Raw genomic sequence first — 13,995 nt, forward strand, 5'->3', positions numbered from 1 at the left:
AGTCTGTAAATATCAAATATCAACAGAGGAGAAAGTAAAATGAACCATGTAAATCTACCCATCTATTTTATCACTGCGGGCTTTATTCTTGCATCATCAACTGGTATTGCAGGTGAGGATATACCATTCGATGAAGCTGAACTATTCTTCGAATTGAATGATACTGATGGCGATCTCGGTATTCATGGCAAAGTGGATGGGGATGAGTGGAAACGTCTAGAAATTGAGGATCCCAATGAGCGCCGCATGATGACTTTACGGGCAAATGGACGCCTCAAACGACAGGGTATCACCGAGCTTTTTTTCGAGAGTGCTGAACCGACTTTCGATGAACTTGAACCTGCGCATTTCTTTAAACGGTTTCCTGAGGGAATTTACGAAATAGAGGGCATCACTCTGGATGGGGAGGAGCGTGAAAATGAAGTATTTCTATCTCATGTTATTCCTGCCGCTCCTGACAATGTAACCGTCAATGGTATGCCAGCAGCAGAAGACTGTGATGCTGATCTACTACCTGTCGTTAATGCACCGGTAACCTTGACATGGGAACCGGTACTCGGTTCACACAACGAACTGGGAAAGGAAGGTGATGTAGTGGTTCGTTACTATGAAGTTGTTGTTGAGATCGATGACACGGATTACAAGTCAACAAGCATCATACCTGGTGACCTAACACAATGGACCGTCGCTGATCCAGATTTTTTTACTCTGTCAGAGGAGGGTGAATATAAGTTTGAAATTCTCGTTAGGGCAGAGAGCGGTAATAAATCTGCGGTTGAAAGCTGCTTTATTGTTGAATGATACTGACCAAACCCCTCCCGTTAGGGAGGGGCATTAAGACAGGAGCTAGACTGCTATGAAAGTTACAGGATCTATACTGCTGGCTCTATTCGTGATTGTTGGTGGTTATTGGATTTGTAGTACCCAGAGTCACAACGAGATAGCTATTTACGAGAATGTTATAGAACAATCTAATAAGCCGTCTCCAGCACAAGACATATCCCACCAAGACTCGAGCAACGTAGATAAAACTGTGCAGGGCGAAAATCCGGAAATATTGAATAATACCCCAATTAACCCGCCAGAAGAGAGATATTCTGCAGAGCTCCAATGGATAGAAATGGTTGAAGATAAAAATCTATCCGCTATAGATACAATGCATCACTTACAACCCATGTTATCCCATAGTGAAGCTGTACTGCGTCTAGCAGCAGTAAATGCGATCAGCGGATATAAGCATAGTGAAATTAATCATCCCCTTATTGATGTCCTATACGATCCCAATCCTGTCATACGGGCAACAGTCGTTGAGTCACTCAGTATGCAAATGAATGACTCTATGATCGCCTATATAGAGCCCGCTCTCTATGACCCAAACCTGCAAGTGAGGATCGCGGCAATCTGGGCTATCGCTGAACTTGAAAGCGAACAGGGGGTTTATGCGTTGGCAGCTCTGTTGTCGGACCAAAATGATGATATACGGTTAAATGCCGTGGCGGCATTGGGAGAGATCGGGAGAGAAACATCAATGCATTATCTAAACAATCTAAGGCATGATTCCGAAGAGAGAATACGCCGAAATGTAGCTGCTATCTTGGATGAAATAGCAATTGACTTTTAACGGTAGATCTCAGCTATGTTCGTTAATTCTGTTCCACCCTTTCTCAAAAGGACAGAACCAGCTGAATACAATCACTACCATTAATGTTTTTATCTCTAGTTTGGATACGAGAATAATCTATTGAGATCGGTATAAATCTTTGCATGATGGGCAATATCGAATTCTAGCCTTTTAATTCAATAGCTTAGGCAGGTGTCCGCAATACTATCCGCACTGTGACCAGTAAGCATGGGCTGGTATCTAAATCGAATTAGCCGTCCAACCAGAGCTGAAACGGGCATGGAAGAGGTCAATACGGAGAATAATCTTGCAAAGTGCTCGCAAGATACAGCTTACCGGGACATTCTGGATCTTATTGAACGAAATGCATTACAAAAAGACCCAGGTGGTGGACGCAGCACTAGTTATTCGCTTGTACCGGCCATTATGGGCGTCTAGAACAACGCTGGGGATAGACTGACCGAGATCAGGCCTAGTACTCAGGTCCAACTGGCCTGGAGCAATACGCAGAACCCTGAATCAAAACTGACCAGACGACCTGAAAGCTATAGAAATGAAAAAGGCCTGATGCTCGTCAGGCCTTTTTGCATATGGTAGCAAGGGGCAGATTCGAACTGCCGACCCCAGCATTATGAGTGCTGTGCTCTAACCAGCTGAGCTACCTTGCCAGAAGTTGTTGTGAAGGGCGTGGAATATACTGTTGCCATACCCCCCTGTCAATATCAGACGTTAAATCGGAAGTGGATGACATCGCCATCCCTGACTAAATACTCCTTGCCCTCGGATCGTAGTTTACCGGCTTCTCTCGCACCCTGCTCCCCTTTACAAGCGACAAAATCCTCGTAGGCCACGACCTCGGCACGAATAAAGCCTCGTTCGAAATCTGTATGGATGACACCGGCCGCCTGTGGTGCCGTGGCGCTGACAGGTATGGTCCAGGCCCTCACCTCTTTCTCACCGGCGGTGAAATAGGTTTCAAGGCCCAGTAGTTTGTAACCTGCCCTGACCACCCGGTTCAAACCCGGCTCCTCCAGCCCCAGGTCGGCCAGGAACTCACCTCTTTCGTCTTCATCCAGCTCGACTATTTCAGCTTCAATGGCGGCGCAAACCGGGACCACCTCCGCGCCTTCACCAGCCGCCAAGGCGGATAAGGCATCCAGATGAGGATTGCCTGTAAAACCGTCTTCCGCCACATTGGCGATATAGAGTACCGGCTTGATCGTGAGCAGAAACAGATCGCGGAGCTCCTCCCTTTCGTCGTCGTCCAATTCCATACTGCGAACCGGTTTCGCCTCGTTCAAATGGTCGCGTACCCTCTCCAGCAAGGCCTTACGCGCCAATACCTTCTTGTCACCGGTCTTGGCCTGTCTGACGCTTTTCTCAAGCGCCTTCTCAACCGACTCCAGGTCGGCCAGGCCCAGCTCGGTATTAATAACCTCCACGTCCCTGACCGGATCGACCCGACCGGCCACATGCACCACGTCACTGTCTTCAAAACAGCGTACCACTTGCGCGATGGCGTCTGTCTCGCGGATATTGGCGAGAAATTTATTCCCCAATCCTTCCCCTTTTGACGCGCCGGCGACCAGACCCGCGATATCCACGAACTGCATACTGGTGGGGATGACGGCTTGCGGGTTGACTATCGATGCGATCACATCCAGGCGGGCATCCGGCAGGGGCACCACACCGACATTGGGATCGATGGTGCAAAAGGGGTAGTTTTCCGCTGCGATTGTAGCCTTGGTCAAGGCATTGAACAGGGTTGACTTACCGACATTCGGCAGACCCACGATACCGCATTTGAATCCCATCTGGAACGACCCCTGGAAAAAAAGGGGCAAGCATACCGGAAAGGAGGGCCGATGGGCAGCCCTCTGATGTCATTACCGGCGCCCTGCTTTATGAACCGCTGTCAGAAAACAGTGCTGTGCCGAGATCAATCACTACTGAATGACGAATAGTTTACCGAAATTGGCTATTCGCAGCACATCCTGCACTGCCTCGTTACCGTTTTTAAGAATCACACCATCGGTATCTTTGGCACTGTGCTCACGAAGTTGCAGTAGCATGCCCATCGCGGAACTGTCCAGATACTCGGCATTGGTCAGATCTACAACATAATTTTTCTCACCCCTTGGAAAGGCCTTATACGCCTGCATGAACGCCTGATGGGTGGAAAAATCAAACCGTCCGGATACCACTATGGTGACGCTTTTTTCATCGGAGGAAAGCTCGCTGGATATGGACATTGTATCTCCTTGCCACTTGTATGCATGCTTTAAATATCGTCATGTATCGGCCAAGCTTTACCCGGGATCGCCCTCAAGCAACTCCGTTGCCAGCGTCTGAAACTCCTTCGCCGATTGACTGCCTGGCTTGTATTCGAAAATTGTGCGCCCGATGCCCGGGCACTCTGCAATCACTGCCGCCTCCCGTATCGGGGTATTGACCAGCTGATCAGGAAAGTGCTTCCTCAACTTCTCAGAAACCTCCATGGAGAGCCGTCTACGGGGAAAGTAGCGATTTAATGCAATCCACTTGCGCAAGGGTTTGTCCAGGTAGGGTTCGAACTTCTTTATGGTGATCAGCATCTTGGCCAATCCGTTCAATGACATGTGATCACCGCTTACGGGAATCAGCGCTTCATCGGCGGCAAAGATGGCATTCGCCACCAACAACCCCGACGAAGGTGGACAATCGAAGAGGACAAATGCCTGATCATCCAATACACCGTCCAGTGCCTGCTTCAGTAGCCGGGCCCTTGATGCGCCTCCGTCATGCAGATACTCGATCTCTTGTAAACGATTACCGGCGGGAATCAATGTCAGCATATCCCTGATCCCCTGTTTCACCGAGGCCGGATCCTGAGACTTCAACATCACTTGATCGATCCCCTTCGAAGGCGCGCGAAAGATACCGTAGCTGGACGCCAGCTGACCCTGCGGATCCAGATCGATCACAGTGACCCTGTGACCGACAAGCGCCAGCGCATGCCCCAAATTGGTGGTGATCGTGGTCTTTCCCACACCACCTTTTTGATTGATTAACGCAATTCGTCGCATGCCTGTCCTGTCCGCCGCTGAGGGGAATTCTGCCGCCATCACCGTGTAAGAGACCTAACCGCCTTATGTCGACACCCCGGATTGATCCACGAATCGGCCTGCCAGGCGCCAAAATTTCAGAGGTTCTTGATCTTAAAAGAAAAATACCAATATCATCCAAGCTATCGACCCGGGAACCCAATTCTTTAGAATCCGATCCAACGCAGCGATTTCAGGAACTGCATAGCGATTTACACAATCCATATCCCTGTGAAGCAGTAACTGCCCCATATTTTTCACCTAAAACAGTCAATCCTCAGGTAAACTAGGGCCTGTTAACACTAATCCAATGCGCCCTGTTGTGTCTGAAAAAGCGCCAATCAAGGCGCACCCCAAGGGCACTTCCTTCGGGGCGCAACCCGAAGGGCTGGGGCTGTTTTCGCCCCCAGCGGCGTTATCATTCGCTCATGTAGAATAACTACACTACGCTCATTCTGCCTTGCTGGGCACAAAAACAGCCCCAGCAGGGCGTATTGGATTAGTGTTAACAGACCCTAGTAGCTGTTAGCGCGAATGTAGTTATGCCTTTGAAATTGTTATTAACATTTTTATTGAGTATGTACGCCCTGGGAACTGCCCGGGCCGTCACTTTTGATCTGCCTTCCGAGGGAGATGATGTGGTGGGACAGATCTTTATGCTGACCACGCGCTATGAAGAGACATTCTCCGATATCGCACGCACCTATGACATCGGCTATCGGCAGATGGTCGCGGCCAATCCCGATGTGGACCCTTGGTTGCCTGGAGAAGGCTCGGAAATCGTCATACCCCAGCAGTATCTCCTGCCCCCGGGACCTCGTAAGGGACTGGTCATCAACCTGGCAGAACTACGCCTCTACTACTTTCCGCAAGACCGCCCCGTGGTAATCACCTACCCGATCGGCATAGGTCGAGAGGGTTGGAGCACCCCTACCGGCGAGACCACCATCATCGGCAAGAAGAAGAACCCGAGTTGGACTGTGCCGGAATCGATCCTTCAAGAGCATGAAGAGGGAGGTGATCCACTACCGCCCGTCGTACCGCCCGGACCCGATAACCCATTGGGAAATCGCGCCATCTACCTGGGCATGAACGGCTATCTGTTACATGGCACAAACAAACCTTATGGTGTAGGGATGCGGGTCAGTCACGGTTGTATCCGCCTCTACCCTGAAAATGTCGAACACTTTTTTGAGGAAGTGGATGTTGGCGCCCCGGTCAGAATTATCGACAAACCCTTTAAAGCCGGCTGGCGGAAGGGTGAACTCTATGTCCAAGTACATCCACCATTGTCCGAGTATGTCGAACAGCGGGGCAACAACTACACCGAGTTGGTGAATGCGGTGATCGGGAAGTTGGGCGAGGATAAGCGTCGGCCGGACTGGGATCAGCTGCACAGTTTCATTGAACAGAAGACCGGTATACCCATGCCACTTTACCTGTGGCGGGAGAATGCCGTCGCGGACGGCAATTAAAAAACCCCGGCAGGCGTTCTACTTGCCGGGGTCTTAAAACCCACCCATCGTGGGTTCTATCGTCGATCGGCGCCGGTCTTATTTGGCCATTGCTTTCTCAGACATACGGCCACAACGCTCGCTACAAGCTTCAGCGGCGTCTTTGGCGGTGTTGGCCGCCTTCAGAGCAGCATCAGCAGTACCTTGAGCGGTGGCTGCATCCAGTTGCGCCTCTTTGGCTGCTTTCATGGCAGCATCAGCAGCAGCCTGTGCGTTGGCGACTTCCTCTTTCAGACCGTTGTTTGTAGCACAACCTGCAAACAAGCCAACAGTAAGAATCATTGCGGCGGTTTTCATCATGGTGGTTTTCATAATTACTCTCGATCTCTCTACGGATTACTTATTACATTGTGTGCAAAAGCTACACACCCCTTCTACCTGGTCGCGCTGATGTAGAGCTTCCCAAATAGGCCCTGGAATAAACTGCATGCACGGCCAATTTGGGATACTCCTCCCCAAGGACCCTCAACAAACAGTCCTCTACGTGTCAAACCGAAGGTAAAGATTTCTACCAATACCGGCATGACAGTGGTCGCTGCTGGCTCCCTATCTTGCTGCATCCACAAGAACCAGGTGAAGGAGTAGCAGCATCTGGCACGAAAGCTTGAGCTAAAACTCAAACAAATTCAATGGCAAGTTTCCAAATTTAAGAACTTTTTTCAAATTTTTCCCACAACTTCGTGGCCTGTTTACTCTCTATTTTGAGAACTCGTCTTCACTACCTGGGCCAATCCCAGACCTCGGGGATCGGATGCCGCTTCAACCTTACCCTCTCTCTTGTCCCACAATATCCCGTGCATGTTCCCGTATTGGCGATCGAGAGGCTTTAGATTGTGACCCATTGCCGTGAGTTGCTGCTTGAGAGAATCGCTGAATGCATCCGGTTCGAATTGAATCATGTCGGGCAGGTATTGGTGATGAAAACGCGGCCTTTCCACCCAGCTGTCCGGCCCCTTTCCGTCAGCCATCTCCAGAATACCCAGCAACACCATGGTAATGATCCTGCTGCCGCCAGGGGTGCCCAGAATAGCTACCCGCCGATCATCCTCGACGAAGGTCGGCGTCATACTCGACAACATACGTTTCCCACCTGCAATGGCATTCGCCTCACCGCCGACCAAACCATACACATTGGGCACGCCGGGACTGGCGGAGAAGTCATCCATTTCATCATTCAACAGCACCCCGGTACCCGGCACCACGAAACCGGAGCCGAAGGGATAGTTGATGCTGAGGGTGGCCGCCACCCGATTTCCCTCCTTATCGAGTATGGAGAAGTGGGTGGTGTCCTGCCCCTCCGGCGCAGGCGGAATGTTACCCACACTCGGACTGGCGCGGTGAAGCTGAATATCGTGTGCCATACCGGCTGCATACCAGGGATGCGTCAGGGCATCCACGGGGATGTCGACATAGTCGGGATCACCCAGGTAATCGGCGCGATCCCGATAGGCGCGTCGCATCGCCTCCACCAGCAGGTGGGTGCGCAACGGTTCATCCTGGGACTGCAGATCAAAACCCTGCAGGATATTCAACATGGTCACCAGGGCTATACCCCCCGATGAGGGAGGCGCCGCGCTGGTGATCTTCAATCCCCGGTAGCGACCGACAATCGGTTGCCGTTCGACTACCCGGTAGCTGGCCAGATCATCGAGGCTCCAGATACCGCCTGCCGCCCTCACGCCATCTACCAGGCGTTGGGCAGTCTCGCCCTTGTAGAAACCATCCGCCCCATGCAGGGCAATCCTTTCCAGGGTCTCCGCCAAATCCGGCTGCTTGATCAGGGTACCTTCCACAGGCACCTCACCCTGCTGCAGAAATTGCTCGGCCGAAGCGGGATGGGCACGCAAGACAGCCAGACGCCAGCCTGCCATTCTGCGGTAGTGGCTGTCGACCTTGAATCCCTCCCTGGCCAATCTGATCGCCGGCCCCAGTGAGTCGGCAAGCGACAGGCGTCCGTAGTACCGAGCCAAATGGGCCAGGGCAGCAGGTTCACCGGGTATTCCGGCCGCCAGTGCTCCATCGATCGAAAGATTCGGGATAACCTTTCCCGCTTGATCCAGATAGAGATCGCGATCAGCTGCCAGGGGGGCCCGTTCGCGACCGTCCAGCATGGTCTCGAAACCGTCACTGGCTCGATGCAATAACCAGAAGCCGCCACCACCGATACCCGAACTGTAGGGTTCGACCACCGCCAATACCGCACTCACGCCCACCGCCGCGTCAAAGGCATTCCCCCCGGCCCGCAACAGATGATGGCCCGCTGCAGTGGCCAGCGGGTGGGCCGTGGCGATGGCGGCAGATCCGGGTCTTTCAGCCGCCGCCAGCTGAAAACAGATGAAGAAGAGAAGAATAAGGCCCCACGTGGGAGCCTTTTTGAGAACGTTTGACCGCATTGACCTTGCGACTATTCGGATTCGCCGGTGATCTTGAGGTATTTGCCGTACAACTGCTCATAGCTCTCCTCATGATCGGGATCCTTGGGAATACAGTCCACCGGACACACCTCGACACACTGCGAGGTGTCGTAGTGTCCGACACATTCGGTACAGAGATCCGGTTCGATCTCGTAGATCTCATCACCCTGGGTGATGGCACCATTTGGGCATTCAGGCTCACAGACATCACAGTTGATGCACTCGTCAGTGATTATTAACGCCATATCTTTACTCTCCTAACAAAATCACATGATCAGAATTCTATTCACTAGCCGTGAGGTGGCATCGATAGTTGGTCTATTCAACCCTGTATCACCCGGGGAATTTGTTTCAGCTGAAGCGTTTACTCAGGGCCGCCTGCACATCTGGATGGACAAACTCTGTGACATCCCCGCCCAATGAGGCGATCTCCCTCACCAAACCGGATGAAATGAATGCAAATTGCTCAGCCGGGGTAAGAAACAGCGTCTCGATTTCAGGCGCCAGGCGACGATTCATACCCGCCAACTGGAACTCGTATTCGAAATCGGAGACCGCACGCAATCCTCGCAGAATCACGTTTGCATTGCACTCCTGCACGAAATCAACCAACAGATTGTCAAATACGCGTATCTCAACATTGTGTACGCCATTCAATACCCTTTCGACCAGGCTCTTTCGCTGATCCAGATCAAACGCCGGATTTTTACCGCTGTTCTTAGCGATGGCCAGAATGACATGATCAAAAAGATCGGATGCCCGCCTCACCAGGTCACTGTGACCGTTGGTGATGGGGTCGAAGGTTCCAGGATAAACGGCAGTTATCATAAGCTCACGGTCTGGGTAAAAGGCATGATATTACCAGAAACCGAACCTATGAATGATAATTATCAGCCGGGGAGCGGGGCATAAGCCAGGCCATAGTGCACCTGACCGGCTGATTTCTGTTTCCTCAACTCCCAACCTTCGGGCAGAGTCGGCATGTCGCGGGAAGCGGTATCTTCCAAGTAGATATGGGCTCCATCCGCCAGCCATCCCATACTCAGCCGCTGGCACAAGGGTTCCAGCAAGTTACCGACGAAAGGCGGATCCAGGAAAACGATATCGAAGGGTGTCGCATCCTGCTCCAACCATTGCAATGCATCCGCCCTGACAACCGAGACCTGATCGAAACCCAGCAGACGCTTGTTCTCAGCCAACTGTCTGACCACCGCCATGGCGGTATCGAGCATCACCACCTCGGATGCGCCACGGGAGGCGGCCTCCAGACCCAACGCACCGCTGCCGGCGAACAGATCGAGGCAACGGGCGCCCTCAATATAGGGCTGCAACCAGTTGAACAGGGTCTCGCGTATGCGATCTCCTGTCGGTCGCAAGCCCGGCAGGTCGGCAAATTGCAGCCGCCGACCACGATGCATGCCACCGATGATTCTTACCTGAAAAGCCGATTGAGGTGACTTCACTATATATACCTTGTACTTATCGTGTCACTTGCTGCTATCAGCGTCTGATTGTTTGGAGACTTGAGCCAGAGGTGTGATACGTCCTACCTGCACCCTGACCAGCCGGTCGGGATCTATCCGACGCTGGAATGCATCCTGAACCTGTTCACGGGTCACGGCAGTCACCTTATCGGTGAAGCTGTCCAGATAGTCGAGAGGCAGATCGTAAAAGCCGATGACCGCCAGATACTCCACGATTTTACCGTTGGAAGCGATGCGCAGCGGAAATCCACCGGTGATATTCTGCTTCGCCGCTTCCAGTTCCTTTTCTGTCGGCCCCTCTCTGATAAAGCGCTTTAGTGTTTCCCTGACGACCTGCAGTGCCTCGCCGGCCTGATCGTTCTTGGTCTGCAGTCCCATCTGGAACAGCCCGATCTGGCGCATCGGCAGGAAAAAACTGTAGACACTGTAGCTCAAGCCGCGCTTCTGCCGAACCTCATGGCTCAGGAGAGAAACCAGGCCGCTGCCACCCAGGATGTGATTGCCCACATAGAGGGTGAAATAGTCCGGGTCGCCACGGCGCATGCCCGGCTGTCCGATGTAGAGATGGGACTGGGTTGAGGGGAAGGGTATCTGCTCATCGACAGCCGCCTGCAGTGGTCTAACGGGGGGCAGTTTCGGCACCGCTTGCCCCGGCTCGAGTCCGCTTGTCACCCGATCTGCAATCGACTCGGCCTGTTGCCTGCTGACCGCTCCGACAATCGCCACCTGGGCATTCTTTGCCACATAGAGCCGCTTGTGAGTAGCCACAATATCCTTGCGGGTTATGGCCTTTACCGACTCGATACTCCCCCCCGGATCACCGGCATAGGGATGATCCCCGAAGACCAGCTGATAGAGGCGTTTTTTACCCAGACTGCCTGGGGACTGCTCATCCTGGACCAGGCCCGCCAGGATGGACTGGCGTTGCCGCTCGATATCTTCATCGGCAAAACGGGGTTCGGCGACCACCGCAGCCAATGTCTCAAGGGTTGTGGAGAGGGCCTTGGATTCAGTCAACGAGCGCACCGAAACCCATGCCATATCCCTTAACGACCCGGTTTCGAGCTGCGCCCCCACGCCCTCGATACGTTCGGCGATCTGGTAGGCGTTCCAATCGCCGGCGCCTTCGCTCAACAGGCTGTTGGTGAATGAGGTGACGCCCTGTTTGCCGCCATCTCTCGCGCTGCCCGCATCGAAGACGATGCGCACATCCACCATCTCTATCTCGGGCGCTTCGACATATAGCACCTTTGCCCCGTTTGCCGTCTGCCAGGTCTCGATTTGCGGCGCGGCTGTTGCCCAGCCAGCCAGCAGCAGACCACTGCAGAAAACCATGTACCTGATCCAAGCATTAGTGAGCATGTGCAATCCCCTTACCTACGGGTTTGACCAGCGAATCGCCCAGTGGCAGTGGCTCCAATACCGCAACGCTGAGGTTGTCCTCAACCAGATACTTCTGCGCGACCTGCCTGATCTGCTCCGCGGTTACGGCCTTTAAGTGATCCACATAATCATCCGCCAGACGCCAATCGAGTCCCACTGTCTCCAACTGTCCCAACAGCATTGCTTGATAGAAAACCGAATCCTTCTCATACACCTTGGCGGCGATAATCTGATTGCGTACCCGTTCCATTTCATCCTCGCTGACCAGCTCCGTTTTGAACCGTTCAACCTCCTTCAGCAGGGCCTTTTCAACCACATCGACGGTTGTATCCGGAGCCGGCACCGCATCCATCACCAGCATCCCCGGGAGTCGGGAAAAGGCGCTGTAACTGGCATCTGCCGCAACCGCCAGCTTGCTGCCGCGGATCAGGTTGTTGCTGAGACGGGCACTGCTGCCGCCGTCCAGTACATAGGCAAGCATCTCCAGGGCATAGGGTTCCCAGGCCTCATCGGCCTTGCCCACCACAGGTGTTTTATAACCCAGCACCATATAGGGCTGCTTTGCAGGCACCTTGACCGTAAATCGTTTAGTGCCGCGCTGGGCCGGCTCCATACGCGGTTTGGGTCGCGCCACCTGTTCCGGCTTGAGGGGACCGAAATGGCGTTGCGCCAGCGCGATTACCTTATCGGGTTCCACATCACCCACCACTACCAGGGTGGCGTTGTTCGGCGCATACCACTTGCGGTACCAGACCTGCAGATCCTCCACCTGCATGGAATCCAGATCCGCCATCCAGCCGATCACGGGATTGCGATTGGGGGAACTCTCATAGGCACCGGCCAGAAAGCGTTCATAGGTCAGTGACTGGGGCTTGTCTTCGGTGCGCATCCGTCGCTCCTCTTTAACCACCTCGACCTCCTTTGCAAACTCTTCGGGAAGCAACAGCAGATTGCGCATACGGTCCGCCTCGAGTTCGAACGAGACCTCCAGCCGGTCGCTCGCCATGGTCTGAAAATAGGCCGTATAGTCTCTCCCTGTGAAGGCGTTTTCATCCCCGCCGTTGGCTGCGATGATGCGGGAAAATTCACCGGGCGGATGGTTTTTGGTGCCCTTGAACATCATATGCTCAAGAACATGGGAAACACCGGTGATACCACCGAATTCGTAACTCGATCCCACCTTGTACCAGACCTGGGAGACCGCGATCGGGGCACGACGATCCTGCTTTACAATCACCTTCATGCCATTATCGAGTTGTTGTTCCACAACACCCGCCTGAGCATAACTCACGCAGAGCGCCGACAATACCAGGCCTGTGATTAATCTTCGCATTAAATACATCCTCTCTTTATATATGGACCCATGGCACTGTAGAATAGCGTCCTCGATGATCACGGGCATTCTTTCAGAGGCCATCGGGATTGTCCAAACAACAACTATGAACCTGTGATCCTCACAGAGTTCCAACGCCGGAGTTGGTAAATCGCCGTATGTTCGGATTTGGCAAACGCAAGAAGCAGGAACTGCAGGGTAGTGCAGCCCCCCCGCCGGAAGAGGAGAAACGCAGTCTCTTTACGAGACTGCAGGAGCGCCTCTCACGTACCCGCCATAACCTCACCGATGGGCTGGCCAATCTGCTCCTTGGACGGAAGACCATCGATGATGAGCTGTTGGAGGAACTCGAAACCCTGCTCCTCACGGCCGATGTGGGTGTCGAGGCAACCAGCCGTATCATCGACGATCTGACGGAACGGGTCGATCGCAAGGAGCTCAGCGATCCGCAAATGCTGATGCAGCTGTTGAAACAGCATCTCAGAGAGATTCTTCAGGCATGCGAAAAGCCAGTCAGCCAACGCAGCGGTGACAAGCCTCTGGTGATGATGATGGTAGGTATCAATGGTGCCGGCAAGACCACAACCATTGGAAAGCTGGCACGCAAGTTTCAGTTGGATGGCGAATCTGTCATGCTCGCCGCCGGTGATACTTTCCGCGCCGCCGCGGTGGAACAGCTGCAAACCTGGGGCGAGCGCAATCAGATCCCTGTCATCGCCCAGCATACGGGCGCCGATGCGGCTTCAGTGGTATTCGATTCACTACAAGCGGCCACCTCACGCAATATCGATGTCCTGATCGCCGACACTGCGGGTCGTCTGCATACCAAATCCAACCTCATGGAGGAGTTGGCGAAGATCAGCCGGGTGATGAAGAAAATCGATCCGGAAGCCCCCCATGAAGTACTATTGGTGGTGGACGCGGGTACAGGACAGAACGCCGTCAATCAAGCCATGCAGTTCAACCAGACCGTTGGCTTGACCGGACTGGTGATCACCAAGCTGGACGGCACGGCAAAGGGCGGTGTGGTTTTTGCCATCGCCGACAAGGTCAAGGTGCCGATCCGTTTCATCGGTGTCGGTGAAGCCATAGATGACCTACGGGAATTCAACCCTGACGAATTTGTAGACGCCCTGTTTGAAAACTAAATACGAAACCACCAG

14 protein-coding genes, 1 tRNA gene and 1 pseudogene are annotated in these 13,995 nt (G+C 53.3%); 5 read left to right on the forward strand and 11 right to left on the reverse strand.

Annotation, left to right across the window (positions count from 1 at the left end):
• Window positions 1–39 precede the first annotated feature (39 nt).
• From CODIS_RS03020 to CODIS_RS21280, 3 genes and pseudogenes are all read left to right on the forward strand, one after another.
• Window positions 40–801 carry a hypothetical protein gene (locus CODIS_RS03020; protein ID WP_069121256.1) on the forward strand — a complete coding sequence of 254 codons (762 nt, stop codon included), beginning with the start codon at window positions 40–42 and terminating at the stop codon, window positions 799–801.
• Window positions 802–856: 55 nt separating this feature from the next.
• Entirely contained in the window at window positions 857–1,621 is a 765-nt protein-coding gene (locus tag CODIS_RS03025) for a HEAT repeat domain-containing protein (RefSeq protein ID WP_069121257.1), read from the forward strand.
• A 306-nt stretch (window positions 1,622–1,927) separates the two neighbouring features.
• Window positions 1,928–2,059 (forward strand): annotated as a pseudogene (locus tag CODIS_RS21280) (DUF4172 domain-containing protein); the annotation flags it as partial.
• A 153-nt stretch (window positions 2,060–2,212) separates the two neighbouring features.
• Here CODIS_RS21280 and CODIS_RS03030 read toward each other — a convergent pair.
• The 4 genes from CODIS_RS03030 to CODIS_RS03045 all read right to left on the reverse strand — a co-directional run bounded on the left by CODIS_RS03030 (window position 2,213) and on the right by CODIS_RS03045 (window position 4,686).
• Window positions 2,213–2,289: transfer RNA gene (locus tag CODIS_RS03030), tRNA-Met, on the reverse strand.
• Window positions 2,290–2,343: 54 nt separating this feature from the next.
• Window positions 2,344–3,435 (reverse strand): redox-regulated ATPase YchF, encoded by a 1,092-nt coding sequence (ychF, locus tag CODIS_RS03035; RefSeq protein WP_069121258.1) that lies wholly within the window; start codon window positions 3,433–3,435, stop codon window positions 2,344–2,346.
• A 132-nt stretch (window positions 3,436–3,567) separates the two neighbouring features.
• A complete protein-coding gene (locus CODIS_RS03040; RefSeq protein WP_069121259.1) occupies window positions 3,568–3,873 on the reverse strand; it encodes an STAS domain-containing protein in 306 nt (101 codons plus the stop codon).
• Between the two features lie 57 nt (window positions 3,874–3,930).
• Window positions 3,931–4,686, reverse strand: coding sequence for a ParA family protein (locus CODIS_RS03045; protein WP_069121457.1), 756 nt, complete (start codon window positions 4,684–4,686; stop codon window positions 3,931–3,933).
• 596 nt (window positions 4,687–5,282) lie between these two features.
• Here CODIS_RS03045 and CODIS_RS03050 point away from each other — a divergent pair.
• On the forward strand, window positions 5,283–6,179 hold the full coding sequence (locus CODIS_RS03050) for a L,D-transpeptidase family protein (protein ID WP_235615113.1): 897 nt from the start codon (window positions 5,283–5,285) through the stop codon (window positions 6,177–6,179).
• A 78-nt stretch (window positions 6,180–6,257) separates the two neighbouring features.
• On the opposite strand, the gene CODIS_RS03055 is transcribed toward CODIS_RS03050, so the two are convergent.
• From CODIS_RS03055 to CODIS_RS03085, 7 genes are all read right to left on the reverse strand, one after another.
• Window positions 6,258–6,530, reverse strand: a complete 273-nt coding sequence (locus CODIS_RS03055) for an Lpp/OprI family alanine-zipper lipoprotein (RefSeq protein WP_069121261.1) — start codon at window positions 6,528–6,530, stop codon at window positions 6,258–6,260.
• Between the two features lie 377 nt (window positions 6,531–6,907).
• A complete protein-coding gene (ggt, locus tag CODIS_RS03060) occupies window positions 6,908–8,611 on the reverse strand; it encodes a gamma-glutamyltransferase (RefSeq protein WP_069121262.1) in 1,704 nt (567 codons plus the stop codon).
• A gap of 11 nt (window positions 8,612–8,622) precedes the next feature.
• The gene (locus tag CODIS_RS03065; protein WP_069121263.1) at window positions 8,623–8,877 is read right to left on the reverse strand and encodes a YfhL family 4Fe-4S dicluster ferredoxin; all 255 of its coding nucleotides are present in this window, start codon (window positions 8,875–8,877) and stop codon (window positions 8,623–8,625) included.
• 106 nt (window positions 8,878–8,983) lie between these two features.
• A complete protein-coding gene (coaD, locus tag CODIS_RS03070; RefSeq protein WP_069121264.1) occupies window positions 8,984–9,460 on the reverse strand; it encodes a pantetheine-phosphate adenylyltransferase in 477 nt (158 codons plus the stop codon).
• Between the two features lie 62 nt (window positions 9,461–9,522).
• Window positions 9,523–10,098, reverse strand: a complete 576-nt coding sequence (rsmD, locus tag CODIS_RS03075) for a 16S rRNA (guanine(966)-N(2))-methyltransferase RsmD (protein ID WP_417903648.1) — start codon at window positions 10,096–10,098, stop codon at window positions 9,523–9,525.
• 21 nt (window positions 10,099–10,119) lie between these two features.
• Complete coding sequence (locus tag CODIS_RS03080; RefSeq protein ID WP_235615114.1) at window positions 10,120–11,451, reverse strand: M16 family metallopeptidase; 1,332 nt, start codon at window positions 11,449–11,451, stop codon at window positions 10,120–10,122.
• A gap of 16 nt (window positions 11,452–11,467) precedes the next feature.
• Window positions 11,468–12,832, reverse strand: a complete 1,365-nt coding sequence (locus CODIS_RS03085; RefSeq protein WP_069121267.1) for a M16 family metallopeptidase — start codon at window positions 12,830–12,832, stop codon at window positions 11,468–11,470.
• A 158-nt stretch (window positions 12,833–12,990) separates the two neighbouring features.
• On the opposite strand from CODIS_RS03085, the gene ftsY reads away from it, so the two are divergent.
• On the forward strand, window positions 12,991–13,980 hold the full coding sequence (ftsY, locus tag CODIS_RS03090) for a signal recognition particle-docking protein FtsY (RefSeq protein ID WP_069121268.1): 990 nt from the start codon (window positions 12,991–12,993) through the stop codon (window positions 13,978–13,980).
• Window positions 13,981–13,995: the final 15 nt, after the last annotated feature.

Source organism: Candidatus Thiodiazotropha endolucinida, assembly GCF_001715975.1.
GTDB classification, from domain to species: Bacteria; Pseudomonadota; Gammaproteobacteria; order Chromatiales; family Chromatiaceae; genus Thiodiazotropha; species Thiodiazotropha endolucinida.

Coding starts and splice junctions, on each gene's coding strand:
- ggt (WP_069121262.1), bottom strand. CDS start 8,611: ATGCGGTCAAACGTTCTCAAAAAGGCTCCCACGTGGGGCCTTATTCTT.
- ychF (WP_069121258.1), bottom strand. CDS start 3,435: ATGGGATTCAAATGCGGTATCGTGGGTCTGCCGAATGTCGGTAAGTCA.
- CODIS_RS03050 (WP_235615113.1), top strand. CDS start 5,283: ATGTACGCCCTGGGAACTGCCCGGGCCGTCACTTTTGATCTGCCTTCC.
- CODIS_RS03055 (WP_069121261.1), bottom strand. CDS start 6,530: ATGAAAACCACCATGATGAAAACCGCCGCAATGATTCTTACTGTTGGC.
- ftsY (WP_069121268.1), top strand. CDS start 12,991: ATGTTCGGATTTGGCAAACGCAAGAAGCAGGAACTGCAGGGTAGTGCA.
- CODIS_RS03020 (WP_069121256.1), top strand. CDS start 40: ATGAACCATGTAAATCTACCCATCTATTTTATCACTGCGGGCTTTATT.
- CODIS_RS03025 (WP_069121257.1), top strand. CDS start 857: ATGAAAGTTACAGGATCTATACTGCTGGCTCTATTCGTGATTGTTGGT.
- CODIS_RS03045 (WP_069121457.1), bottom strand. CDS start 4,686: ATGCGACGAATTGCGTTAATCAATCAAAAAGGTGGTGTGGGAAAGACC.
- CODIS_RS03040 (WP_069121259.1), bottom strand. CDS start 3,873: ATGTCCATATCCAGCGAGCTTTCCTCCGATGAAAAAAGCGTCACCATA.
- coaD (WP_069121264.1), bottom strand. CDS start 9,460: ATGATAACTGCCGTTTATCCTGGAACCTTCGACCCCATCACCAACGGT.
- CODIS_RS03080 (WP_235615114.1), bottom strand. CDS start 11,451: ATGGTTTTCTGCAGTGGTCTGCTGCTGGCTGGCTGGGCAACAGCCGCG.
- CODIS_RS03085 (WP_069121267.1), bottom strand. CDS start 12,832: ATGCGAAGATTAATCACAGGCCTGGTATTGTCGGCGCTCTGCGTGAGT.
- CODIS_RS03065 (WP_069121263.1), bottom strand. CDS start 8,877: ATGGCGTTAATAATCACTGACGAGTGCATCAACTGTGATGTCTGTGAG.